Source organism: Herminiimonas contaminans (assembly GCF_015645465.1).
GTDB classification, from domain to species: Bacteria; Pseudomonadota; Gammaproteobacteria; order Burkholderiales; family Burkholderiaceae_D; genus Oxalicibacterium; species Oxalicibacterium contaminans.
Window position 1 is genome coordinate 1 of record NZ_JADOEL010000018.1, and the last position, 23,868, is coordinate 23,868.

The 23,868-nt window shown below is 54.5% G+C and carries 22 protein-coding genes and 1 tRNA gene; 15 read left to right on the forward strand and 8 right to left on the reverse strand.

Features of this window, described 5'->3' with window-relative positions; translation table 11 throughout:
- Positions 1–413: 413 nt before the first annotated feature.
- The 3 genes from IXC47_RS16780 to apaG form a co-directional block, all read right to left on the reverse strand.
- Positions 414–1,190: an enoyl-CoA hydratase gene (locus IXC47_RS16780; protein WP_195876409.1), complete on the reverse strand. Its 777-nt coding sequence runs from the start codon at positions 1,188–1,190 to the stop codon at positions 414–416.
- 52 nt (positions 1,191–1,242) lie between these two features.
- Positions 1,243–2,424 (reverse strand): murein transglycosylase A, encoded by a 1,182-nt coding sequence (mltA, locus tag IXC47_RS16785; protein ID WP_175624201.1) that lies wholly within the window; start codon positions 2,422–2,424, stop codon positions 1,243–1,245.
- A gap of 157 nt (positions 2,425–2,581) precedes the next feature.
- The gene (apaG, locus tag IXC47_RS16790; protein ID WP_175624202.1) at positions 2,582–2,956 is read right to left on the reverse strand and encodes a Co2+/Mg2+ efflux protein ApaG; all 375 of its coding nucleotides are present in this window, start codon (positions 2,954–2,956) and stop codon (positions 2,582–2,584) included.
- 170 nt (positions 2,957–3,126) lie between these two features.
- On the opposite strand from apaG, the gene rpe reads away from it, so the two are divergent.
- The 6 genes from rpe to trpC all read left to right on the forward strand — a co-directional run bounded on the left by rpe (position 3,127) and on the right by trpC (position 8,638).
- Positions 3,127–3,792, forward strand: coding sequence for a ribulose-phosphate 3-epimerase (gene rpe, locus IXC47_RS16795; RefSeq protein WP_195876410.1), 666 nt, complete (start codon positions 3,127–3,129; stop codon positions 3,790–3,792).
- Positions 3,793–3,818: 26 nt separating this feature from the next.
- Complete coding sequence (locus IXC47_RS16800; RefSeq protein ID WP_195876454.1) at positions 3,819–4,490, forward strand: phosphoglycolate phosphatase; 672 nt, start codon at positions 3,819–3,821, stop codon at positions 4,488–4,490.
- 183 nt (positions 4,491–4,673) lie between these two features.
- Positions 4,674–6,170, forward strand: coding sequence for an anthranilate synthase component I (trpE, locus tag IXC47_RS16805; protein WP_195876411.1), 1,497 nt, complete (start codon positions 4,674–4,676; stop codon positions 6,168–6,170).
- Positions 6,171–6,734: an aminodeoxychorismate/anthranilate synthase component II gene (locus IXC47_RS16810; RefSeq protein WP_076592547.1), complete on the forward strand. Its 564-nt coding sequence runs from the start codon at positions 6,171–6,173 to the stop codon at positions 6,732–6,734. It abuts the gene before it with no gap.
- Between the two features lie 43 nt (positions 6,735–6,777).
- Positions 6,778–7,812, forward strand: coding sequence for an anthranilate phosphoribosyltransferase (trpD, locus tag IXC47_RS16815; protein WP_195876412.1), 1,035 nt, complete (start codon positions 6,778–6,780; stop codon positions 7,810–7,812).
- Positions 7,813–7,837: 25 nt separating this feature from the next.
- Entirely contained in the window at positions 7,838–8,638 is an 801-nt protein-coding gene (trpC, locus tag IXC47_RS16820; protein WP_195876413.1) for an indole-3-glycerol phosphate synthase TrpC, read from the forward strand.
- Between the two features lie 53 nt (positions 8,639–8,691).
- Here trpC and IXC47_RS16825 read toward each other — a convergent pair whose 3' ends face one another.
- The 3 genes from IXC47_RS16825 to IXC47_RS16835 form a co-directional block, all read right to left on the reverse strand.
- Positions 8,692–10,491: a M61 family metallopeptidase gene (locus IXC47_RS16825; RefSeq protein ID WP_195876414.1), complete on the reverse strand. Its 1,800-nt coding sequence runs from the start codon at positions 10,489–10,491 to the stop codon at positions 8,692–8,694.
- Between the two features lie 142 nt (positions 10,492–10,633).
- On the reverse strand, positions 10,634–11,356 hold the full coding sequence (locus tag IXC47_RS16830; RefSeq protein ID WP_195876415.1) for a DsbC family protein: 723 nt from the start codon (positions 11,354–11,356) through the stop codon (positions 10,634–10,636).
- A 43-nt stretch (positions 11,357–11,399) separates the two neighbouring features.
- Positions 11,400–12,590 carry an FAD-dependent monooxygenase gene (locus IXC47_RS16835; RefSeq protein ID WP_195876416.1) on the reverse strand — a complete coding sequence of 397 codons (1,191 nt, stop codon included), beginning with the start codon at positions 12,588–12,590 and terminating at the stop codon, positions 11,400–11,402.
- 128 nt (positions 12,591–12,718) lie between these two features.
- On the opposite strand from IXC47_RS16835, the gene IXC47_RS16840 reads away from it, so the two are divergent.
- Positions 12,719–12,794: transfer RNA gene (locus tag IXC47_RS16840), tRNA-Phe, on the forward strand.
- 152 nt (positions 12,795–12,946) lie between these two features.
- Here the strand turns inward: IXC47_RS16840 and IXC47_RS16845 are convergent.
- Positions 12,947–13,993: a GlxA family transcriptional regulator gene (locus IXC47_RS16845; protein ID WP_195876417.1), complete on the reverse strand. Its 1,047-nt coding sequence runs from the start codon at positions 13,991–13,993 to the stop codon at positions 12,947–12,949.
- A 224-nt stretch (positions 13,994–14,217) separates the two neighbouring features.
- On the opposite strand from IXC47_RS16845, the gene IXC47_RS16850 reads away from it, so the two are divergent.
- The 4 genes from IXC47_RS16850 (at position 14,218) to IXC47_RS16865 (ending at position 17,251) form a co-directional block, all read left to right on the forward strand.
- Positions 14,218–15,324 (forward strand): S-(hydroxymethyl)glutathione dehydrogenase/class III alcohol dehydrogenase, encoded by a 1,107-nt coding sequence (locus tag IXC47_RS16850; protein WP_195876418.1) that lies wholly within the window; start codon positions 14,218–14,220, stop codon positions 15,322–15,324.
- A gap of 20 nt (positions 15,325–15,344) precedes the next feature.
- Positions 15,345–16,196, forward strand: a complete 852-nt coding sequence (gene fghA / locus IXC47_RS16855; RefSeq protein ID WP_195876419.1) for an S-formylglutathione hydrolase — start codon at positions 15,345–15,347, stop codon at positions 16,194–16,196.
- A 178-nt stretch (positions 16,197–16,374) separates the two neighbouring features.
- On the forward strand, positions 16,375–16,791 hold the full coding sequence (locus IXC47_RS16860; RefSeq protein WP_195876420.1) for a YidB family protein: 417 nt from the start codon (positions 16,375–16,377) through the stop codon (positions 16,789–16,791).
- Positions 16,792–16,936: 145 nt separating this feature from the next.
- Entirely contained in the window at positions 16,937–17,251 is a 315-nt protein-coding gene (locus tag IXC47_RS16865) for a PsiF family protein (protein ID WP_175624214.1), read from the forward strand.
- A 101-nt stretch (positions 17,252–17,352) separates the two neighbouring features.
- On the opposite strand, the gene IXC47_RS16870 is transcribed toward IXC47_RS16865, so the two are convergent.
- Positions 17,353–17,511: a hypothetical protein gene (locus IXC47_RS16870; protein ID WP_175624215.1), complete on the reverse strand. Its 159-nt coding sequence runs from the start codon at positions 17,509–17,511 to the stop codon at positions 17,353–17,355.
- Positions 17,512–17,949: 438 nt separating this feature from the next.
- Here IXC47_RS16870 and IXC47_RS16875 point away from each other — a divergent pair, with 438 nt between their 5' ends.
- From IXC47_RS16875 to hemA, 4 genes are all read left to right on the forward strand, one after another.
- Positions 17,950–18,639, forward strand: coding sequence for a response regulator transcription factor (locus IXC47_RS16875; RefSeq protein WP_011979443.1), 690 nt, complete (start codon positions 17,950–17,952; stop codon positions 18,637–18,639).
- 31 nt (positions 18,640–18,670) lie between these two features.
- Positions 18,671–20,098 carry a FecR family protein gene (locus IXC47_RS16880; RefSeq protein ID WP_195876421.1) on the forward strand — a complete coding sequence of 476 codons (1,428 nt, stop codon included), beginning with the start codon at positions 18,671–18,673 and terminating at the stop codon, positions 20,096–20,098.
- A 21-nt stretch (positions 20,099–20,119) separates the two neighbouring features.
- Complete coding sequence (locus IXC47_RS16885) at positions 20,120–22,489, forward strand: CHASE2 domain-containing protein (protein WP_175624217.1); 2,370 nt, start codon at positions 20,120–20,122, stop codon at positions 22,487–22,489.
- Positions 22,490–22,571: 82 nt separating this feature from the next.
- Complete coding sequence (gene hemA / locus IXC47_RS16890) at positions 22,572–23,861, forward strand: glutamyl-tRNA reductase (RefSeq protein ID WP_195876422.1); 1,290 nt, start codon at positions 22,572–22,574, stop codon at positions 23,859–23,861.
- The last annotated feature ends 7 nt before the right edge of the window (positions 23,862–23,868 follow it).

Genomic DNA, 23,868 nt, shown 5'->3' on the forward strand with positions numbered 1-23,868 from the left:
TCCATTAAACGCCCACACTTATCGGCTGTTAATTTTTAAAGAACCTGTTCTGCTTCGCTATCAACTTGCGTCGTTTGCGTCGCTGCGAATCGTTTTGTTCGTCAGCAGCAGAGAAGCGAGATTATGTGGCATGTTTCAGTTTTCGTCAACATCTTTTTGATTTTATTTTTAAAAGATTTTTTAACTAACTCTTCTAAAAACTACTTCAAAAAGACTCGCTTCCAAACCACCGAAACGACCTTCGAAAACCGCCACTTCTACTCCCCCATCACACTCACATTTCAGCTCGCTTACTGCGCGTTTCGCTGCGTGTTCTGCGACGGGAGCCGAACTATAGCAAAGCTTCTTTGGAGTTGGCAAGCGCTTTCCTGAAATAATTTTGAAATACTTCAAATTAGTTTTTTCAGGTGCTATTAACTGTTCTTGAAATGAGGTGCGCGCTTCTCTATAAACGCTTGCATACCTTCCTTCTGATCCGCAGTAGCAAAGGTGCTGTGGAATAAACGGCGCTCGAACTGCACACCTTCTGCCAGCGTCGTCTCGTATGCACGGTTAATAGACTCTTTGACCATCATCACCATAGGCAGAGACATATTGGCAATGACTGTAGCCGCCGCCAATGCTTCTTCATGCAACTTATCAGCAGCCACTATGCGCGAAACCAAACCCGCACGCTCTGCTTCCGCCGCATCCATCATGCGCGCCGTCAGGCACAGGTCCATCGCTTTCGCTTTCGATACTGCGCGTGGCAAGCGCTGCGTACCGCCTGCACCAGGAATAATGCCGAGCTTGATTTCAGGCTGACCGAACTTGGCCGTGTCTGCGGCGATGATGAAATCGCACATCATTGCCAGTTCGCAACCACCGCCCAATGCATAACCGGCAACTGCGGCGATGACCGGTTTGCGCACACTGCGGATTTGCTCCCAGTTACGCGTGATGTAGTCGCCTTTATATACATCCATATATGTATAACTCGCCATCGCGCCGATATCGGCACCTGCGGCAAAGGCTTTTTCACTGCCAGTAATGATGATGCAACCGATATCGTCGTCACCATCGAAGGATTGCAAGGCCAGGCCCAGCTCATCCATTAGTTTGTCATTGAGCGCATTCAGCGCAGCAGGGCGATTCAAGGTGATCAGGCCTACCTTGCCGTGGATTTCGACCAGAATATTTTCGTATTGCATGGAATCGCTCCTTATATAAGTACGCTCAACTGCACTAAATACTATTCAGACATCACTTTGGTAATAGCACCCACATCGTACCGCGCTGCTTCATGCGACCTGCCTGCTCTCCCGCCTGCGCGCCGAAACCCCAGAAGAAGTCGGCACGCACTGCATTCTTGATCGCGCCGCCGGTATCCTGCGCCATCATCAGGCGTTGCAGTACGGCATTGCTGTTGGGCTGAGTGGTCGAGAGGAAGACCGGCGCGCCCATAGGTATATATTGGGGATCGATGGCAATCGAGCGCTGCGGCGTCAACGGCACACCCATCGCGCCTTTCGGCCCGACAGTCGGATCAGCGATCTTTTCTTCCTTGAAGAAAACATAGCTAGGATTCGCATTCAGCAATTCCTGTTGACGTGTCGGATTGGCAATAACCCACGCTTTAATGCTTTGCGCCGAAGCCTGATCCAGCGTCATCTCACCTTTATCCACCAGGTAACGGCCTATGGATTTATACGGCTGACCATTCTGATCGGCATAGGCGACACGCACGGTTTCCTTGCCATCCGCCAGTTGCACGCGGCCGGAACCCTGGACTTGCAGGAAGAAAGCCTCAATAGGATCGTCCACCCACAGGATTTCCTTACCTGCCAGCGAATTCGATTGCGCCATTTCAGCACGCGACGGATAAGCCACTACCTTGTTACCAACCAAGCGGCCCCGCAGACGCATACCTTTGAGCTCCGGATAGACGCTGGCCAGTTCAATAGTCAGGATATCGTCCGGCGTACGGTGCAAAGGTGTCTGGTATGGGCCGCCGCGTTTGCGCGAACCGCGCAGCAGCGGCTCATAGTAGCCGGTGACCAGGCCATTATCCGAACCGTCCGGATTACGTACTTCGTAGGGCGCGAAGTAAGTTTCAAAGTATTGGCGGATGGCTTCGCTATTTTTAGTGTCAACATTCGCAGCTGCAGTACACGCGTTCTTCCAGTTCACCCGACGTATCAGCACCGAGCACGATGCTGCATAAGCAGGCCATGCTTCGCGCAGATTATCCTGACGCCATCCCGGCAGTGCCGCATAAGTAGTCGGGCGCAGAGTTGGCCCGATCTCGGTTTTCGGCAAATCGCCCGGAGTAACTGTCGGTTTAGGCGGCACCACGACCGGCTTTTCCGGCGGTGGCGGCAAGGTGGAACAGGAAACCAGGCCGAGCAAGAGGGATGCGAGTAAACTAAGACGGATAAATGACATAGGGGTGATAAGCAATGTGGCTACTATTGGTTGAAGCGGGAATCGCGCTGTTTTTACTGTTCTTTATAGTGTGGTGGACCATGTTCTCCGGCAGAAAGCCAACACAGCCACCAGCACAAAAATCTTTACCGCCGACCGAAGACGAGAAAAAACAGGATTAATGCAGGGTACGCGGCAGGGACAACACAAACTCGGGGATCTTGGCCTCGAACTTTTCACCATCCTCGGCTACACAGAAGTAATCTCCAGCCATGGTGCCTTGCGGCGTCGCCATCGAGGTACCACTGGTGTACTCATACTGCTCACCCGGCTGCAACAAAGGCTGATTGCCGACCACACCCAGGCCACGCACTTCCTGTACATGGTTGTTTGCATCAGTAATCACCCAATGGCGCGAAATCAATTGCGCCGCGACCTGTCCTGTATTCCTGATCGTCACTGAATACGCAAATACATAATTGGAACGAGCCGGATCGGACTGCTCCTCCAGGTACTGCGTATTAATAGTCACGGTAAATTCATAAGATGCCATTTGATTCCTTTTGCGCTGCAAGTTCCCTTGCTTCTTGTATATGTCGTTGTTGCGCCGCCATGCCCATATATATAGAGCAACAAGCCATTGCACACGAAATTCCCGGCGCATGCAAGGCAGGCGGGCGGAGTCACGGGTAAAATAGCGGCTTCTTTAGCAAAGTCACTACCATGCCTAACTACCGCATCGCCCCCAGTATTCTATCCGCCGATTTCGCCCGCCTTGGCGAAGAAGTACGCAATGTCGTCACTGCCGGCGCCGATATCATCCATTTCGACGTGATGGATAACCATTATGTGCCTAATCTGACCATCGGTCCGCTGGTCTGCGAAGCGATACGCCCGCATGTGCAAGTACCTATCGACGTGCACCTGATGGTCAAACCGGTTGATCGCATTATTCCCGACTTTGCCAAGGCAGGTGCCAATATCATCACCTTCCATCCGGAAGCGTCCGAGCATATCGACCGCACCCTGCAATTGATCCGTGATAACGGCTGTAAAGCAGGCCTGGTATTCAATCCGGCAACGCCGTTGAATCACCTCGAACACGTCATGGATAAGCTGGACATCATCCTGATGATGTCGGTCAACCCAGGCTTCGGCGGCCAATCCTTCATTCCACATACGCTGAAGAAGATCGCAGCCGTACGCAAAATGATCGACGAATCCGGCCGCGACATCATGCTGGAAGTCGATGGCGGCATCAAAATCGACAACATCGCAGCTGCGGCCCAAGCAGGCGCAGATACCTTTGTCGCTGGCTCCGCTATTTTCGGCAAGCCGGATTACAAAGCCGTGATCGATGCGATGCGCAGCGAACTGGCGAAAGTCTGAGCTTGAACGCAGTGACTGAAAACCAAATGTTGCACGGCATACGCGGTGTCATTATCGATCTCGACGGCACCATGCTGCATACCGCGCAAGATCTGCACATTGCCGTCAATCGCATGCGGGCCGGACTCGGCCTGGCACCGCTGGACCTCGACACCGCCATCAGCTTTGTCGGCAAGGGCGCAGAAAACCTGGTGCGCAAGACCATAGGCGTCGATTTCTCGGAAAGCGAAGTCGAACTGCGCTTCAAGGAAGCCATGGCCTTGTTCGAGCAACATTACTTTGACGTCAATGGCGAATTCGCCACTGCTTATCCCGGCGTGCACGAAGGCTTGCAGGAAATGAAGCGCAAAGGTTTGCGCTTGGCCTGCGTCACCAACAAACCCATCGCTTTCACGCTACCACTGCTGAAGAAGACCGGCCTGCATGATTACTTTGAAATCATTTACGGCGGTGATTCCTTTGCGAAAAAGAAGCCCGACCCCATGCAATTGCTGCAAGTCTGCGCTGATTTTGGCCTCGCGCCGGAGCAAATCGTCGCCATCGGTGATTCGATCAACGACTCGCAAGCCGCACGGGCTGCGGGTTGCAAGGTACTCGCGGTACCGTATGGCTACAACCACGGGCAGGCTATACAAGACGTCGATTCGGATGGTATAGTTTCTTCGCTGCTGGAAGCAGCTCATCTAATTTCATCATAAACATCATGTTTCTCAACAAAAAACGACTCGCATCACCAGGCGCCCATGAGGCCTGGCTATGGCGACGCTGGCAAAACTGGTCTTAAACACCAATTGCCGCTGATCGTCCGCGCCCATTGCGCGATCAGCAACGTTTTTTGAACTACCACGCCGCTCGACTACAATAGCGGTCCGGAGAGAAACATGACTGAACTCGAATTCAAATCGTTGGCCGCGCAAGGCTACAACCGTATTCCACTGATCGCCGAAGCTTTCGCTGATCTGGAAACACCGCTCACGCTCTACCTGAAACTGGCGCAAACCCAGAATGGCGGGAAGAATTCCTTCCTGCTGGAATCTGTCGTCGGCGGCGAGCGTTTCGGTCGCTATTCCTTTATCGGCCTACCTGCCAACACACTGATGCGCAGCTTCGGTACGCGCATAGAGGTTGTTAAAAATGGCGCTGTCATTGAAACCAAGGAAGGTAATCCGCTCGATTTCATCGCGGAATTCCAGGCACGCTACAAGGTAGCCATCCTGCCCGGCATGCCACGCTTCTGCGGCGGCCTGGCTGGTTACTTCGGTTACGACACGGTACGCCACGTCGAGAAACGCCTCGCGCATACGACACCGAAAGACGATCTGGGTCTGCCGGAAATCCAGTTGCTGCTAACCGAAGAACTGGCTGTCATCGACAACCTGTCCGGCAAGCTGTACCTGATTGTGTATGCCGACCCGACCCAGCCGGAAGCATTCAGCAAAGGTCGTCAACGCCTGAAAGACTTGCGCGCCATGTTGCATCGCGCGGTCGAGTTGCCGATCACCACCGCGTCGGTACGCACTGAAACCATCCGTGAGTTCGACAAGGAATCGTATCTGGCCGCGGTTGCCAAAGCCAAGGAATACGTGATGGCGGGCGACCTGATGCAAGTGCAGATCGGCCAGCGCATCAAGAAGCAATACGTCGATTCGCCGCTCACGCTGTACCGTGCACTGCGTTCGCTGAATCCTTCGCCGTATATGTATTTCTACAATTTCGGTGATATGCAAATCGTCGGTTCGTCACCGGAAATCCTGGTGCGCAACGAAACCATTTCCGAAGAGAAGAAAAAAGTCACCATCCGTCCGCTGGCAGGTACCCGCCCACGTGGCGCGACGCCAGAGAAAGATGAAGCGCTGGCAAAAGAATTACTGGCTGATCCGAAAGAGATCGCCGAACACGTAATGCTGATCGACCTGGCACGTAATGACATAGGCCGCATCGCCGAAACCGGCAGTGTGCAAGTCACCGACAAGCTGGTCATCGAAAAATACTCGCACGTACAGCACATCGTTTCCAACGTCGAAGGCACATTGAAGTCCGGCCTGTCGAATCTGGACGTGCTGAAAGCAACCTTCCCGGCAGGTACCCTGTCCGGCGCGCCGAAAGTCCGCGCGATGGAAATCATCGACGAACTGGAACCAACCAAACGCGGCATCTATGGCGGCGCTTGCGGCTATCTGTCCTTCGGTGGCGAAATGGATCTGGCGATTGCGATCCGTACCGGCGTCATCAAGGATGGCATGCTGTATGTACAAGCGGCAGCAGGGATCGTCGCCGATTCGGTGCCCGAGATGGAATGGCAGGAAACCGAGAACAAGGCGCGCGCAGTGCTGAGAGCTGCGGAACAGGTACAAGACGGTTTGGACGGGGAGATTTAAATGTTACTGATGATCGATAACTACGACTCGTTCACCTACAACCTGGTGCAATACTTCGGCGAATTGGGCGAAGACGTGCACACCGTGCGTAACGACGAGATCACACTGGAACAAATCGCAGCGCTGAATCCTGAGCGCATCTGCATTTCACCTGGCCCTTGCACACCGCATGAAGCTGGCGTGTCCGTGCCTATCCTGCAGCAATTCGCAGGCAAGCTGCCTATCCTCGGCGTCTGCCTGGGTCATCAGGCTATCGGCGCGGCATTCGGCGGCAAAGTCGTGCGCGCGCAGCAAGTCATGCATGGCAAGACTTCGCAGATCACACATACCGGCGTCGGCGTCTTCAAGGATTTGCCATCGCCATACACTGTGATTCGCTATCACTCGCTGGCGATCGAACGCGCATCGCTGCCGGACTGCCTGGAAGTTACCGCATGGACTGACGACGGTGAAATCATGGGCGTGCGTCACAAGGAATTCGATATTCAGGGCGTGCAATTCCATCCGGAATCCATACTGTCCGAACACGGACATGCGCTGCTGAAAAACTTCCTCGTGCGCTGAGATGAATAGTGCCGCAAGTCATTTGAATACAGAAAGCACCGTCATGCCGATAACCGAACAAGAAGCTTTAATGCGCTGTATCGATCATCGTGAAATCTTCCACGATGAGATGCTGCATTTGTTCCGCAAGATCATGAGCGGTGAAATGTCGCCGGTCATGATCGCCGCATTGACAATGGGACTGCGCGTCAAGAAAGAAAGCATAGGCGAGATCGCAGCAGCGGCGCAGGTCATGCGTGAATTCTCGACCAAAGTACCGCTGACCGACACCACCAATCTGCTCGACATCGTCGGCACCGGTGGTGATGGCGCCAACACTTTCAATATTTCCACCGCATCGATGTTCGTTGCCGCCTCAGCTGGCGCACGCATCGCCAAGCATGGCGGCCGCAGCGTTTCCTCATCGTCAGGCAGCGCCGACGTACTGGAATCGCTGGGTGCGAATATCAACCTGAAGCCGGAACTGGTCGCCGAATCGATCGCGCAGACCGGCATAGGTTTTATGTTTGCGCCTAACCACCATGCTGCGATGAAGCACGCCGCACCAGTGCGCAAGGAACTCGGCGTACGGACCATTTTCAATATCCTCGGTCCGCTGACCAATCCTGCCGGTGCGCCTAACATCCTGATGGGTGTATTCCATCCTGATCTGGTCGGCATCCAGGTGCGTGTGTTGCAACGCCTGGGCGCGCAACATGCGATCGTGGTCTGGGGCCGCGACAATATGGATGAAGTATCGCTGGGCGCGGCCACCATGGTCGGTGAACTGGTCAATGGTGAAATCCGCGAATATGAAATCCATCCGGAAGACTTCGGCCTGCAGATGATTGCGAGCCGCAATCTGAAAGTAGCCGATTCGGTGGAGTCAAAGGCCAAGATATTTGAAGCGCTGGACAATGTAGACAGCCCGGCACGCGATATCGTCGCGCTGAATGCCGGTACCGCACTGTATGCCGCTGGCGTCAGCAACTCCATCGCTGATGGCCTGGCCAAAGCACGTGCAGCAATTGCATCAGGTGCGGCGCGTGCCAAGCTCGAACAATTTGTGCAGGTTACGCAAGCACTCGGCAAAGCGTAAGCTGCCTTCCAAGGTAAAAGAAATCATGTCCGATATCCTGAACAAAATCCTAGCCGTCAAAGCTGACGAAGTCGCTGCTGCGAAAAAATACCGCAGCTTGGCCAGCCTGCGCGACGAAGTGGAAGGCGATAAAGAAGCACGTGCAGCGATACGCGACTTTGAAGCCAGCCTGCGCGCGAAGATAGCCGCAGGACAGGCAGGCATCATTGCGGAAATCAAGAAAGCCTCGCCATCCAAAGGTGTGATACGTCCGGACTTCCATCCGGCCGAGATTGCTGCCAGCTATGAAAAGCACGGCGCAGCCTGCTTATCCGTATTGACCGATGTGCAGTTCTTCCAGGGCTCACCTGAATACCTGAAACAGGCGCGTGCCGCCTGTGCCTTGCCTGCGCTGCGCAAAGACTTCATCGTCGATCCGTATCAACTGTATGAAGCACGCTCATGGGGCGCGGATTGTATTTTGCTGATCGTGGCTGCGCTGGATCATGGCTTGATGGCAGAGCTGGAAGCCTGCGCGCATGAACTGGGTATGAATGTTTTGGTGGAAGTACACAATGCAGAAGAATTAACTGCCGCGCTGAAACTGAAAACCAAGCTGCTCGGTGTCAACAACCGCAATCTGCGTACCTTTGAGACTTCCTTGCAAACAACGCTGGATTTGTTGCCGCGTATGTCGCCGGACAAGCTGGTCATTACCGAATCCGCGATCGTCACGCCTGACGATGTGAAGAAAATGCGTGACGCCGATGTCCACGCCTTCCTGGTTGGTGAAGCATTTATGCGTGCGCCGGATCCGGGTGTCGAACTGGGCCGCCTGTTTAACTAAGTAGCGTCCAAATCCATTTCAGGTGCGCGAGCTACGCGCACCTGCCTTCCTTCTCAATCCTGTAGATTCAGCCATGCCTTGCGCAAGCGCTGGGCGCTTACCGGTTTGTCTGCATTTTTCAGATTGACCGCTGGCACATCCGACGCCGCCAGCGCAGCATTGAAGATCATCAATTCATCACGGCGGAAGGCATGTACACCTATCGCCTGACCAACGCGATAACGTCCCAGCAAATTATCCAGATTAGTCGCCGTTACGCGCAAACCATCGATGGCGACCAATACATCTCCGGCTGACAAACCAGCCTTGTGCGCTGCGCCGCCTTCATACACGCTGGCGATCTTGCAGTCATTGCCATCACGTACCGTGCGCATGCCCAGACCCGGTTTCCCATTCTTGCGCGCATCGGCGTAGTCGACACCGAACGGTGCCAGCAATTTGGCGAGCGGAATGTCTTCGGTGCCGCGCACCCAACGATCCAGTATCCGTTTCAGCTTGAGCCCGGTCACGCTGTCGAAAAGTGCATCGACTTCTTCTTCCGTTACACCGCGTCCCGCTTTGCCATCCTGATAGAAGTCACGACCATACTGCTGCCATAAGGCCAGCATCACATCATCCAGCGACTTCTTGCCCTTGGTTTGCTCACGTATGGTCAGGTCCAGCGCCAGGCCAACCAAAGAGCCCTTGGTGTAGTAGCTGACGATGGCATTCGATGCATTCTCATCCTGGCGATAATATTTGACCCAGGCATCGAAGCTGGATTCCGCCACGCTTTGCTTGTGGCGGCCGCTGCCGCGCAATACGTTATTCATGGTTTTAGCGACCAGCTTCAGATAAGCCGCTTCGTCTATCACACCACTGCGCACCAGCATCAAGTCATCGTAATAGCTGGTAAAGCCCTCGAACAACCAGAGCAAAGGCGTATAGCCTTCCTGCGTCAGGTCGTACGGAGCGAAAGCCGCTGGCTTGATGCGCTTAACGTTCCAGGTGTGGAAATATTCATGGCTGCACAAACCGAGGAAGGTGCGATAGCCGTCGGTCATTTCCTTCTGGCCTTTCACTGGCAGATCCGCACGCGAACAAATCAACGCGGTTGAAGCACGATGTTCCAGTCCGCCGTAACCATCACCCACCACCATGGTCATGAAGACGTAGCGATCCACCGGTGCCCTATGTGTCTTGGGTTCAAACAGCGAAATCTGCGCTTCACATATTTTTTGTAAGTCGGCACCGAGGCGCTGCAAATCCAGATTCGGCACGCGGCCGGTGAACACCATATCGTGCTGCACACCATGCGCCTTGAAACTCGCCAATGCAAACGTACCGAGCTCGACCGGGTGATCGATCAATTCATCGTAGTTCGAGGCTATGTAGGAGCCGAAGCCATAGCGTTTCGCTTTCAGCTGGCGCATCGCCGTCGCCACACGCCATTTGGCATAGGCTTCACCTTGCGGCTTCTGGATATCGACTTCATGCACGCGCTGTTCCTGGCCATCCACTTGCAGGAAAACACTGGTGCCGTTGAAGAAACCATGCGTCTGATCCAGATGCGCGGTACGTACCGACAAGTCCCACGCATAGACTTCGTAGTACACGGTCAATGGGCCAGTGCAGACATCCGCCAGCCAGGTATGCTTGTCCAGCTTGTTCAACGCAACTTCATAACCACCCGACTCGGCACGTATGCGCACGATGTTCTTGGCGAACTCACGGATCATGTAGCTGCCAGGTATCCACGCCGGCAAGGAAAAGCGCTGGCCCGCAGGATCAGGCTGGTTCACTGTCACGCTGACTGCGTACAAATGCGCGGCCAGATCTTTCGGGACGATGGTGTATTGGATTGCGTTTTTCATGCTGTGCCGCCGTTATGTGTAAGTACGCTAGTTTAGCTGTATCTGTCGCGCCGCGCAGAGCGTGCGCCAGCAGTAGTCAGGATAACGCAGATACAAAAATGGCCACGCAAGCGTGGCCATCATGCAATCTGTAGCGCTGTGATTACTGTTTGATTGAAGACAGTTTGACTTCCAGTGCCTTCGCATCAATCGCACCCGGGATGCGGGAGCCGTCAGTGAAAATAATGGTCGGCGTACCGGTCACACCCATTCTTTGTCCCAATGCCAAAACCTTTTCATGCGGTGTCGAGCATTTATCGGAAGCAGGTGCCGGTGCTTTGCCATTCAGCATCCAGTCATCCCAGGCCTTGTTGCGATCTGCGGAACACCAGACATTGCGCGACTTGGCAATCGAGTCTGGCGACAGGATGTTGTACATAAAGGTATACACGGTAATGTCGTTGATGCCTTCCAGCGTCTGGCGGAAACGTTTGCAATAGCCGCAGTTAGGGTCTTCAAACACGGCGATGACGCGCTTGCCATTGCCTTTGACCTGCTTCATCGCGAGTTCCAGCGGCAAATCGCTGAATGCGACCTTATTGATTTCTTCCAGGCGTGCCTTGGTGTAATCCTGATAGGTCTTGGTATCGACGATACGGCCTACGAATAAAAACTGCGCTTTGGCGTCGGTGTAGATGATGTCGCCGTTCACTTGCACTTCAAACAAGCCTGAATAGGGCGTTTTGCTCACAGCCACCACTTTGGCATCTTCGCCCAGACGTGGCTCGATTGCTTTACGTACTGCAGCTTCCTGTGCCGTTTCGGCAAAAGCAGAGACAAAAGCCAAGCCGAGCAATGCTGCTACGGCAGCCTTGATTAATTTCATATTGATTCCGTTTAAGATTTTTTAGCTGGAGTTACTGATACTTTTACAGGGACTTGCCCAGTGCGTGGCCTATCAGGCGCCTTTTTAAGACAGGCAACTGGTTCACCAAGTTCAAACCAAAATTACGCATCACACGTACAGGCTCCAGATCCGTGCCGAACAGGCGAGCCAGGCCATCCGTGGTTAATTGCATCAGCAGTATATCTTCCTTGCGGGCACGTGCATAACGTGACAACACGCGCGCATCGCCGCAATCTCTATGCTGTCCGCGTTCGCTGACCGCCTTGATCAAACCGGCAACATCTGCAAACCCAAGGTTCATGCCATGTCCGGCCAGCGGATGCACCACATGCGCGGCATCACCGATCAGGGCCACGCGCGGCGCGGTAATCGCATGCGGGCGCAGCAAGGACAATGGGAATGACTTCAGAGCTTCAGGTTGCAAAGGCGACAAGGTGCCCAGCTTGCTTCCTGCCAGTTTTGTCAGGCGCGCAGCAATTTGCGTTAGTGATTCTTTTAACAGAGTATCTGCCAGCCCATCCGGCGCCGACCACACCAGTGACACGCGCTGCCCCGGCAAAGGCAACAGGGCAATAATGCCTTCCGCCGCCGAGAACCATTGATAGGCAACGTCGTGATGCGGCATTTCGCAGGCAAAGTTGGAAACGATGGCACGCTGCCCATACGGACGATAATCAAAATCGATATTGCATTGCGCACGCACCCAGGACTGGCCACCATCGGCACCAACCACCAGCTCAGCACTCAGGGTATCGCCATTTGCCAGCTGCACGTTTGCAGCTGTCTCATTCGTCTGCAAGGCAACGGCACGGCCACGTACCACATTCACATTGGAAGCAAACTTCAGTGCCGCATCCAGCGCCTGGTTCAGGTTACGGTCTTCGACTATCCATGCCAGCGCACCGACTCGCGCACCATAGGCATCGAAAGCCAGCTCACCGGCAGTGGCACCGTCGCCATTGACCACCATTGCATCGACCGGTGCCACACGTGACGCATCCAGCGCTTCCCAGACTTTGACTGAAGACAGCAAGGCATGCGCAATATGATTGACGGCATAAACACGCACATCCCAATCGTCCGCGGCCGCAGGGGGCTGGGCTGACGCCGGGCTTAACAAAGTAACCTTCAGTCCGGCCTGCGCAAAACCCAGCGCTGCCGCTTTACCGATAGCCCCGTCGCCGATAATACAAACGTCGCTTTGCACATGCATAAAGCTGGATATCCGTGAAAATAAGAGGGAGAAAACGATTTCAGTGCGCTCATTATAGCGGCTGCCAACAATTTAATTTGCATCTAGTGCTTGCAAATCCCAACAGCTTTGCTATACTTGCGCGCCTTGGCCTGGTAGCTCAGTCGGTAGAGCAGAGGATTGAAAATCCTTGTGTCGGTGGTTCGATTCCGCCCCGGGCCACCAAGAAAATCAAGCACTTAGCCCACCCTCTGCGGTGGGCTTTTTGCTTTTTGGCATGTGCGTGCAATTTACGCATTTTTTGATTTTTCAGTGCTTCGTGTAAAAAATCGCCAGAATGGAAAAATATTTTTCCGTCCACAGCGAGTTGCGGCAGCTCATTTAAATTTGCCAACAGGGGCCGGCATTGCACCGGCGTTACCCTCATTAATCCCGGTCGTCGCAAAACGTTCGCGATACACCTTGGGCGTAATCCCGAGTCGCTTTTGAAATACGCGCCGCATGTGGTCATCATCAGTGAAACCGCTCAGCGCTGCGATTTTTTTGATCGGCAAAGCGACGTCGGCCAATAATTGCTTGGCCAATTCGAGGCGGCTCGCCTCTATGAATTCCTGCGAACTCTGCCCGACTTCCTGCTGGAATACGCGCGCAAAGTTGCGTACGCTCATCATCGCTTTTTGCGCCAGCGTCGTCGATGACAAGCGCTGATCAAGGTTTTCCAGAATCCAGTTCTGCACTTCACGAATATTCGGCCTTGCGGTTTTCTGGCTCAGCAAATGCGTACTGAATTGCGACTGGCCACCCGGACGTTTCAGATACACCACCATATCGGTCGCCACGTCGAGTGCCAGTTCACGACCAAAATCTTCTTCGACAAAAGCCAGCGCCAGATCGATCCCGGCAGTCACACCGGCCGAGGTCCACAAGTTACCGCTACGCACAAAGATCGCATTGGCATCAACTTCAATCGCCGGGAATTGCTCCTGCAACATTTGCGCCACGCTCCAGTGTGTCGTCGCGCGCTTGCCTTCCAGCACACCCGCCGAAGCCAAAAAGAAAGCACCTGAACATAGAGCCGCGAGACGATTGATTTGCGGATGAACTGCGACCACCCAGTCGACGATAGGTCCCGCATTTTCCAGTGCTCCCTGGATATTCCGTGCACCGACGATGATGGCGTCATCCGGTAGGGCCAGGCTGCTGACCGCTTTGGCCGCATGCAAGACCATCTGGGTATCTGATTGCACCGGTCCAGCGCTGGTAGATACGAAGCGCACATCATAACCATTACCTTTGCGCTGCCGCTGCAGGTGCAGGTTGGCGTATTCGAATACCGACAACGGACCGATGGCTTCCAGTGCCTTGAAGCCCGGATAAATAATGATGTCGACAGTTCTGGGAGCGTGCGGTTTCAATGCATTCATGGCTTGTTGTTCGCAGTACAAATGCGCGGTGTGGATTATTGCCCGGAAGCAGAAATGTGCTGTTGCACATCACGGCGGCACAGTGCATCGGCCATTAAATTCGAGTCATTATGGCAGCATTTTCGGCCAATCATGCATAGGCTTTCCCATATATCGGAGTTGATCAATGACAATCACTGACGTTCTTGTACCTGATTCTTTTACCGATAATAAAGAGGCAAAAAATGAAAACCAAAGCAGCCGTTGCGTGGAAAGCTGGCGCGCCATTAACCATTGAAGAAGTTGACCTGGCCGGACCGAAAGCCGGTGAAGTATTGGTCGAAATCAAAGCCACCGGCATATGCCATACCGATTACTACACACTGTCCGGCGCCGATCCGGAAGGTATCTTCCCCGCTATCCTCGGCCATGAGGGTGCCGGTGTAGTGGTCGACGTCGGCCCCGGCGTGACGACACTGAAGAAAGATGACCACGTCATTCCGCTGTACACACCGGAATGTCGCCAATGCAAATTCTGCCTGTCGCGTAAAACCAATTTGTGCCAGGCCATTCGTTCGACGCAAGGGCGCGGCCTGATGCCGGATGCGACCAGTCGCTTTTCGCTCGATGGCAAGCCACTGTTCCATTACATGGGCACATCGACATTTTCGAATTACATTGTGGTACCAGAAATCGCACTGGCAAAGATACGCGAAGATGCACCGTTCGATAAAGCCTGCTACATCGGTTGCGGCGTCACCACCGGTGTTGGTGCGGTCGTGTTTTCGGCCAAGGTCGAGGCCGGTGCCAATGTCGTGGTATTCGGGCTCGGCGGCATCGGCCTGAATGTGATCCAGGCAGCAAAGATGGTTGGTGCCGACAAGATCATCGGCGTTGATATCAATCCGGGACGCATCGAAATGGCACGTAAATTCGGCATGACGCATTTCGTCAATCCGAAGGAAGTGGAAAACGTGGTCGACCACATCGTGCAACTGACCGATGGCGGCGCAGACTATTCGTTTGAATGCATAGGCAATACCACCACCATGCGCCAGGCACTCGAATGCTGCCACAAGGGCTGGGGCCAATCTTTCATCATCGGTGTCGCTGCCGCCGGCCAGGAAATCAGCACACGTCCGTTCCAGCTGGTAACTGGTCGCGAATGGAAGGGTTCGGCATTCGGTGGTGCACGTGGTCGTACCGATGTACCGAAAATTGTCGACTGGTATATGGAAGGCAAACTGAATATCGACGACCTGATTACCCACACCTTGCCACTGGAGCGCATCAACGAAGGTTTCGACCTGATGAAAAGTGGTGAGTCCATCCGCTCTGTCGTCTTGTACTAAGTCACTGCGCGGAGGCGACAATGCTAGAACTGATCAGCGAACATGGCTGTTACGGTGGAGAGCAGCGTTTTTATCGGCACCAATCGACAGCGATCGGGCTACCGATGCGGTTTTCGATATTCCTGCCTGCACAAGCCAGCGCTGGTCGGGTTCCGGCATTGTTTTATCTGGCGGGTCTGACCTGCACCGAAGAAACCTTTGTCATCAAAGGCGGCGCGCAGCGCGTCGCCGCTGAACTCGGCATGATATTGATCGCACCTGACACCAGCCCGCGCGGTGCGGACGTAGCAGGTGAAAGCGATAACTGGGATCTGGGCGTAGGTGCAGGCTTCTATGTCAACGCCACCGAAACGCTATGGCAACAGCATTACCAGATGTATAGCTATGTACTTGAGCTCTATGATCTGGTCATACAAGAATTCCCCATCAAAGCAGACAGCATAGGCATTACCGGCCACTCGATGGGTGGTCACGGCGCGCTGGTGATGGCGCTGCGCAATCCGGATCGTTTTCGCAGCGTGTCGGCGTTTGCACCGATATGTGCACCCAGCCATTGCCCATGGGGCATCAAGGCTTTTTCCGCTTATCTCGGTAACGATCAACAAGCATGGCGCAGCTACGACGCCAGCGCACTGATGCAGGATATGCATACGCCGTTCCCGGACGGCATCCTGATCGATCAGGGTTTAAGTGACCAATTCTTCCCGCATCAATTGCTACCGGAGTCCTTCGAGGCAGCCTGCAAGCAGGCGCAACAGCCCATCACCCTGCGGCGACACGCAGGCTATGACCACGGCTATTACTTCATTTCAACTTTCATCGAAAACCATCTGCGCTTTCATCATCAGAATTTGCAGTCAGATCGCGGATAAGCTACTCCTACCAGCGCTAGCCATGCCTTACCTTCAGGCAATTAACAATTGTTAATATGTAATCGGCATGCCATCTTTTTGATTTAGTATGGCTGACGTGGGGCGCGGACTCGCGGCTCATTTCGTGCGGCCATGATGCCGACACGACGGACATGGTTTGCTATTTTCGGAGGATGTGATGGGATTACTCGATCAACTGGCAGGGCAGGTAATGGGTTCGCTCGGTGCGCAAAAACAGGATCCGGTAGCGCAAGGCGATTTAATCAACAGCATCATGGCACTGGTGAATCAGGCGGGCGGCGTGCAAGGCTTGCTGGAGAAGCTGCAAAGCGGTGGCCTGGCCGAACAAGTCGCTTCATGGATAGGCACCGGTGAAAACCAGCCGGTATCCGGCGACCAGATCAAGGACGCACTGGGTGCCGACAACATCCAGCAAATCGCACAACAGGCGGGCCTGGCACCGGAGCACGCAACGACCGGCCTCGCCCAGCTCTTGCCGCAAATCATCGACCAGCTCACCCCTAATGGACAAGTCCCGCAAGGTGACTTGCTGGAGCAGGGTCTGGGTATGCTCAAAGGTAAATTTTTCGGCTGATTGAGATGTGCACGGCAGAATTTGCCGTGCGCAGCGCAATACACGTCAACTGAATAGAGTTTCAGGTCGTTGTAGTTCAGGCAGCATGGTTGTACCCATAGCTATACTAATAAATGTTTCCGATTCCCTTACTTGAGAGGTTCCCATGAATAAAATTCTAGCGTTTCTCATCTCCGCCGCTTTCGCAGGTGCAGCATTTGCAGCAGATCCGGCACCCGCTGCTCCAGCCAAGGAAAAAACGGCGCAGCAAACCAAGATGACGACCTGCAATAAGGATGCAGAGGGTAAAAAGGGTGATGAACGCAAAGCATTCATGAAAGACTGCCTGAGCGGCAAACCAAAGGTCAGTGCAGCGCAACAGGCTCAGCGCGACAAAATGGCCAGCTGCAACACGGATGCCAAAGATATGAAGGGCGATCAGCGCAAAGCATTCATGAAGACTTGCCTCGCGAAGAAATAATCCCTGCACCCGTCATCTGACGGGCTAAATGAATATGGGCGGAACTGCATGCAGTCCCGCCCATTTTTTATTTCCGCTCAAGAATCAGTGATGCAATCAGCCTATATCGCAAACAGGATTTCGAGGAAGGTAACGGTTCCCAGCGTGACAAGCGGGGCGCCGACCACAAAAGCGGCAATCGGAGCCAGATCGCCATCAGCGTCTACTTTCTTAACGGTAGTATGAACAACGTCGGGTAGGTGAAAATCAGACAGTTTCATGATTGCCTCCGGTTGATTCCTACGTTAACTTTCTCGGAATTGCACTTCCAGTATAGGAAATAAACTGACGGAAACAAGCCGTTTTCTTATTCGGCAACATGCGTCGTCGTTAAAAATGTGAATCCGGCTGCGTCACAATTACGTATAAGAAGAAGACACACATTTTGCGTATGTCACAGAATTTAGTCGCTAAGCAGACGCCGTTTACTGCACTCTTACGCAATTTTTAGGTCTATTTTGCTAGAGCATCAAGGTAATTCACATCAGTTGCATGGGTCAGAAAAAGACTGACATGATGCAAAAAAACCATAAATGCGGAGTATTCCCTCCCGTATTTTGTGAAATATTGTCACATCGCAATCCTTGCAGACCCAGCGTGTGAATACTTTGTTAAATTAGAGCAACGAAATACAACCCGCTGTTCAAAGCGCCAAAATTATGCGAATTGCCGTACTTGATGATGACCGCAGCCAGACAGACTTAGTCTGTCAAGTGCTCAGCGCCGCCGGCCATTTCTGCCATCCCTTCCAAAGTGGCAAGGAACTGCTGAATCAATTGCGCCGTGAAAGCTTCGATATGTTAATTATCGATTGGCAGGTGCCGGACCTGAGCGGTGCCGACGTTTTGCGTTGGGCACGCGAAAAGCTGCCGACCAACCTGCCAGTACTGTTCATGACCAGCCGTTCGGGCGAAGACGATATCGTCGCAGGCCTGGCTGCCGGCGCCGACGATTACATGATCAAACCTATCCGTCGCGGTGAACTGCTGGCACGGGTGCAGGCCTTGTTGCGCCGCGCCTATCCTAGCCAAAACCCGATCGAGCAAATCCAGTTCGGCAATTTCATTTTTGAAGCCCGTACCGGCCGCCTGACCATGTCCGGCGCACCGATTGAGGTCACGCAAAAAGAATTTGACCTGGCTTTGCTGTTCTTCCGCAACCTGGGCCGCCCGCTGTCGCGCGCCTATATTCTGGAGGCAGTGTGGGCACGTGATGTAGAAATTCCGTCGAGAACCATGGATACCCATGTATCCAGAGTCCGGAGCAAGTTACAATTGCGTCCAGAACATGGTTTTCGGTTGGCTCCGGTGTATAGCTACGGCTACCGCCTGGAGCAAATGACAGGCTAGTAAGCGCACCAGGGTTGCGCGGAGAACAAGCATGCGCATTACCCTTCAAAAATTGATGTTGGTTCTGGCACTCGCGATAGGGCAAAGCCCTATCGTATGGGCAGCTGCATCCGCGGCTGCGCCAGGCAGCATCACTATCCAGGCTTCCGGCATTACCTATTACGCGCAGGCTGGCGACACCCTGATGTCGATCGCACAGCGCCTGACCACCAAAACCGGCAACTGGGTCGCCCTCGGCACCATCAACCGTATCAACAAAGACAGCAACATCCCCATCGGTACCGGCATCATCATCCCGACCGAATTGCTGGCGGATGAACCGACCGATGCCATCGTGATTGCGCGCAATGGCAACATCACCGCTACCACTGCCGATGGCCGCACCATCACCATAGATATAGGCAGCAAAGTCGCCGAAGGCATGCGCATCACGACCGGCGCGAATAGTTTCCTGACGCTGGCACTGGCCGATGAATCACGCATCTCCGTACCGTCAAACAGCAATGTGCTGCTCGCCAAGCTGCGCAAGTCGCTCTACACCGGCAGCCCGCGTACTGAAGTGAAGTTATTGCGCGGCCGCGTGGTGTCACGTGTTTCTCCCCTTGATGGCAATAAGGGGCGCTTTGAAGTGCGCACCCCGGGCTCGGTCGCAGGCGTGCGTGGCACCCATTTCCGCGTCGGCCTGAATGGCGACAAGGTTGCCACTGAAGTACTGGATGGTCATGTCGCGGTCGGCACACTGCAGGCACCGGAAGCACGCATGCTGGATAGCGTGAAGGGCAATATCATCGCGAGCAATTCCGTCGGCCGCGCGATCGACCTGCTACCAGCCCCGCAATTGGCCAACATGCCGTATCGCCTGAATGGCAATGCGCAGTTCGCGATTACACCTGTCAAAGGTGCACGCGCCTACCACGTACAACTGGCACAGGATGCCGAAACCCTGCACATGCTGGCAGAGACCAAAGGCAACTCACCAGAGATCGTGCTGGAGAATATTCAGGAAGGCAATTACTTTGCGCAAATCTCGGCGATCGATGAGCTGGGTCTGGAGGGTATGCCGCGCACGCTCGCCGTCACCATCAAAAATCGCCTGGCGCCGCTGAAGGAATCTGCGATTCAGGGTGCACCGTCGGTATCCAATAACTACAGCAAGGAACTGGAATTGCGCTGGGCCGGCACTGCCACGCAAAAGTACAATATCCAGGTTGCACGTGATCTGGAATTTACCTGGCTGCTGTTCAACAGCAATGTCACCGGCAATGAAGTCAAACTTCCACGTCCATCGTTTGGCACTTACTTCACCCGCGTACAAAGCGTGAACGTAGATGGCAGCAGCAATCCCTACTCGTCCGCACAAACCCTGATCGTTACCGATCAATGGATTATCAATGACGGCCATCCGTTGCGCAGCAAGGAAGCATCGCGCGATAGTGGCCGCTCGGCAGATCGCCAATAAGTACAAGCGCACACAGGACTAATGAAGATCCGCTGGCTTTCTCCATTCGTGCGGCGCCTGGCACTGCGCGAATGGCTGATGCTATTCATAGGCTTGCTGACACTGGCAATCGCATTGGGCTGGCAAAACGGGCTGGGGCGACTGGATCAGTCGCTCTATGATTTATTCCTCTCCATCGACGACAACAAACCGGTACGCGAAGACATCATCATCGTCGCCATCGATGATTACAGCCTGGCCGAACTCGGGCGCTGGCCGTGGTCACGTGATCTGCATACCGACCTGATCAACAAGCTCACAAAAGCCAGTCCACGTGCGATCGGCCTCGATGTCATTCTGTCGGAAACCTCTACCCAGCAAAGCGATCTACAACTGGCCACCGCGATTGCGCAAAACCAGCGCGTCGTCTTGCCGGTCGTCCTGACAAATGCAGGGCAGGGCCTGACTGCAGGCTTGCCGATACCGACACTGGCCGCATCGGCTCGCGCACTCGGCCATATCAATCTCGAACACGATAGCGACGGCGTGGTGCGTAGCGTGTTCCTGCGCGAAGGCCAGAACGGCAAAAGCTGGCTGCACTTCTCAGCCTCACTCCTGAGCGTAGGCAGTGGCATGCAATACAGCGGCACCGGTGCCTTGCCAGTCGCACCGACCGCATCACTGATCGATACCTGGCAACGTGGTGATCAGCTCTACATCCCTTACGAAGGCGGCATAGGCTACTTCAAGTCGGTACCGTATGTGTCGGTACTGCGCGGTGAAGTGCCGGATGAATTTTTTACCGATAAATATGTGCTGGTCGGTGCCACCGCGCTCGGCATGGCAGACTCTTACCCGACGCCGGTGTCACGCAATTCGGGCGCCATGCCTGGTATAGAAATCAATGCGAATATCCTGGCCAGCTTGCTGGATGGTGAAGAGATCCATATCGCGTCGCCGTGGCAAACTGCGCTGTTCAATGCATTCCCGGTCTTCATGGCCTTGCTCGGCTATTTGCTGCTGTCGCCACGTTTCTCCTTATTCGCGACCGGTATCTGGATGCTGGTGACGCTCGTCACCAGCTACGTCGGATTACGCATGGGTCTCTGGATTGCACCCGCTGCTGCCGTCATCACGCTGATCATTTCGTATCCGCTGTGGAGCTGGCGTCGACTGGAAGCAGCGATTACCTATCTGGGGCAGGAATTTACCCGCCTCGATCAGGAGCCGCATTTACTGCCTGAAGAAAAAACCACTACAGCGGAAAACAAAGTAGCCGACGTCCTTGAACAACGCATCACCGCCATGAAGAACGCGGCACGACGTGTACGCGATCTGCGCCAGTTCGTATCGGACAATCTGGATAACCTGCCGGATGCGACGCTGGTCACTTCCGTTGAAGGACAGGTACTGCTGGCGAACAAACATGCGAACGACTATTACAGCTCGCTGGGTATCGACAATGTCCTGGGGCACAACATCCTCGACTTGCTCGCGCAGTTGAAAAACCCGCAGCCGGTCGACCAGGCCACCAATCTCTCGTTTGACTGGCCGGATTTGCTCGACATCCAGCGTTCGCAAACCCTGAACAACGGCATCTCGGTACAGGATCACAAAGGACGCGACTTGCTGGTCAAAAGCAGCCCATGTAACTCGGCCGCCAATCTGTTGACCGGATGGATTGTCAGCGTGCTGGACATCTCCACCATACGCGCCGCCGAACGCAGCCGCGATGAAACCCTGCGCTTCCTGTCACACGATATGCGCGCGCCGCAGGCATCCATCCTGGCGCTGCTGGAACTGCAAAGTGAAACCTCATCCGCCTTGCCACAGGCCGAACTCTTTGCACGCATAGAAAAAGCGTCGCGCAAAACACTGGGCCTGGCGGATAACTTCGTGCAATTGGCACGCGCCGAATCGCATGAATACCGACTCGAAGAAGTCGACTTCCAGGACGTGCTGTTCGACGCCACAGATGAAATGTGGTCACTCGCGAAGAGCCGCCACATCAGTGTGGAAATGGAGATCAGCGACGGTGAATACCCGGTCAAGGTCGATCGCACGCTGATGACGCGCGCGCTGGCCAACCTGCTGTCCAACGCCATCAACTACAGCCCCGACCATACCAGCATCATCTGCTCGGTCTGGCTGGACCGCGACGGTCCGCAACCGCGCGTCGTATGCCGCATCCTGGATCACGGCTACGGCATCGCCGAGGCCGACCAGAGCAAGCTGTTCCTGCGCTTCCAGCGTGTCGATTTACCGAACCAGCCGCGCCATGATGGCGTAGGCTTAGGATTGGTATTCGTTAAAACAGTCATCGAAAGGCATCAAGGTGATATAAGCTTCATTAGTCAGGCCGGGGTAGGGACCAGTTTCACCCTGATGTTGCCGGTCTGTCACGAAGTCTAGCTGCCCGGTGGCAACAGCCTCGTACCATAGTGCAACAAGCTATAATGTATCGCTATTCACTTATTGAATATTCGTGCCATAAATGCAACTCCTCGCCGTCGGCCTTAACCACACTACCGCGCCAGTCTCATTGCGCGAAAAGGTAGCCTTTCCCGCTGACCAGCTTGGTCAGGCGGTGGCTTCCGCACGTAGCTGGTATGGCCGCAGCGATGCCACGACATATACCGACGAAGCAGCGATCCTGTCGACCTGCAATCGCACCGAGTTATACGCTGCCAGCAATCTGCCGGGTGGTGTGAACGAAGCGATAGATATCACTGCACATTTCCTCGCCGATTATCACAAACTGCCCTACGCGGATCTGCGCCCGTATCTGTACGCGCTGCCGCAAGATAATGCCGTGCGTCACGCCTTCCGTGTCGCTTCCGGACTGGATTCCATGGTGCTCGGCGAACCGCAAATTCTCGGACAAATGAAAGATGCAGTGCGCCAGGCCGAAGCGGCTGGCGGACTCGGCACCTATCTGCACCAGATGTTCCAGCGCACCTTTGCGGTCGCCAAGGAAGTCCGCAGCACCACCGAGATCGGCGCGCATAGCGTCTCGATGGCGGCGGCATCGGTACGTTTATCACAACGCATTTTCGACAAAATTTCAGAACAGAATGTGCTGTTCATCGGTGCCGGTGAAATGATCGAGCTCAGCGCGACCCACTTCGCGGCACAGAATCCGAAATCGGTCACCATCGCCAACCGTACACTGGAGCGCGGCGAGACTCTCGCACATCGCTTCAATGGCAAAGCAATCCGCCTGGCAGACTTGCCGGATCAACTGGCCACCTACGACATCGTCATTTCATCAACTGCATCATCCTTGCCCATCATCGGCCTCGGCATGGTGGAACGCGCAATCAAGGCACGTCGACACAAACCGATGTTCATGGTTGACCTCGCGGTACCGCGTGATATCGAAGCCGAGATTGGTCGCCTGGATGACGTCTTCCTCTACACGGTCGATGATCTCGGCACCTTTGTGCAAACCGGCGTCGAGAATCGCCAGGCAGCAGTCGCACAAGCCGAAGCCATCATCGAAACCCGCGTCCGTTCCTTTATGCACTGGATAGACTCGCGTGCAGTCGTACCGGTGATCCAGGACTTGCATGAGTCCAGCGAAAGCATGCGCATGATAGAACTGGAACGCGCACGCAAGCTGCTGGCCAAAGGTGAAGACATAGACGCCGTGCTCGAAGCCTTGTCCAAAGGACTGACTGCGAAATTTCTGCATGGCCCGCAACAAGCCCTGAACAACGCGCAAGGTGATGAACGTGCCCGTCTCGCTGCCTTGCTGCCACAGCTGTTCCGCACCAAGCGCTAGCGACGCT

Excerpts from the sequence above, each read along its gene's own strand:
- IXC47_RS16780 (WP_195876409.1), bottom strand. The coding sequence starts at position 1,190 with ATGCAATACGAAAATATTCTGGTCGAAATCCACGGCAAGGTAGGCCTG.
- mltA (WP_175624201.1), bottom strand. The coding sequence starts at position 2,424 with ATGTCATTTATCCGTCTTAGTTTACTCGCATCCCTCTTGCTCGGCCTG.
- apaG (WP_175624202.1), bottom strand. The coding sequence starts at position 2,956 with ATGGCATCTTATGAATTTACCGTGACTATTAATACGCAGTACCTGGAG.
- rpe (WP_195876410.1), top strand. The coding sequence starts at position 3,127 with ATGCCTAACTACCGCATCGCCCCCAGTATTCTATCCGCCGATTTCGCC.
- IXC47_RS16800 (WP_195876454.1), top strand. The coding sequence starts at position 3,819 with ATGTTGCACGGCATACGCGGTGTCATTATCGATCTCGACGGCACCATG.
- trpE (WP_195876411.1), top strand. The coding sequence starts at position 4,674 with ATGACTGAACTCGAATTCAAATCGTTGGCCGCGCAAGGCTACAACCGT.
- IXC47_RS16810 (WP_076592547.1), top strand. The coding sequence starts at position 6,171 with ATGTTACTGATGATCGATAACTACGACTCGTTCACCTACAACCTGGTG.
- trpD (WP_195876412.1), top strand. The coding sequence starts at position 6,778 with ATGCCGATAACCGAACAAGAAGCTTTAATGCGCTGTATCGATCATCGT.
- trpC (WP_195876413.1), top strand. The coding sequence starts at position 7,838 with ATGTCCGATATCCTGAACAAAATCCTAGCCGTCAAAGCTGACGAAGTC.
- IXC47_RS16825 (WP_195876414.1), bottom strand. The coding sequence starts at position 10,491 with ATGAAAAACGCAATCCAATACACCATCGTCCCGAAAGATCTGGCCGCG.
- IXC47_RS16830 (WP_195876415.1), bottom strand. The coding sequence starts at position 11,356 with ATGAAATTAATCAAGGCTGCCGTAGCAGCATTGCTCGGCTTGGCTTTT.
- IXC47_RS16835 (WP_195876416.1), bottom strand. The coding sequence starts at position 12,590 with ATGCATGTGCAAAGCGACGTTTGTATTATCGGCGACGGGGCTATCGGT.
- IXC47_RS16845 (WP_195876417.1), bottom strand. The coding sequence starts at position 13,993 with ATGAATGCATTGAAACCGCACGCTCCCAGAACTGTCGACATCATTATT.
- IXC47_RS16850 (WP_195876418.1), top strand. The coding sequence starts at position 14,218 with ATGAAAACCAAAGCAGCCGTTGCGTGGAAAGCTGGCGCGCCATTAACC.
- fghA (WP_195876419.1), top strand. The coding sequence starts at position 15,345 with ATGCTAGAACTGATCAGCGAACATGGCTGTTACGGTGGAGAGCAGCGT.
- IXC47_RS16860 (WP_195876420.1), top strand. The coding sequence starts at position 16,375 with ATGGGATTACTCGATCAACTGGCAGGGCAGGTAATGGGTTCGCTCGGT.
- IXC47_RS16865 (WP_175624214.1), top strand. The coding sequence starts at position 16,937 with ATGAATAAAATTCTAGCGTTTCTCATCTCCGCCGCTTTCGCAGGTGCA.
- IXC47_RS16870 (WP_175624215.1), bottom strand. The coding sequence starts at position 17,511 with ATGAAACTGTCTGATTTTCACCTACCCGACGTTGTTCATACTACCGTT.
- IXC47_RS16875 (WP_011979443.1), top strand. The coding sequence starts at position 17,950 with ATGCGAATTGCCGTACTTGATGATGACCGCAGCCAGACAGACTTAGTC.
- IXC47_RS16880 (WP_195876421.1), top strand. The coding sequence starts at position 18,671 with ATGCGCATTACCCTTCAAAAATTGATGTTGGTTCTGGCACTCGCGATA.
- IXC47_RS16885 (WP_175624217.1), top strand. The coding sequence starts at position 20,120 with ATGAAGATCCGCTGGCTTTCTCCATTCGTGCGGCGCCTGGCACTGCGC.
- hemA (WP_195876422.1), top strand. The coding sequence starts at position 22,572 with ATGCAACTCCTCGCCGTCGGCCTTAACCACACTACCGCGCCAGTCTCA.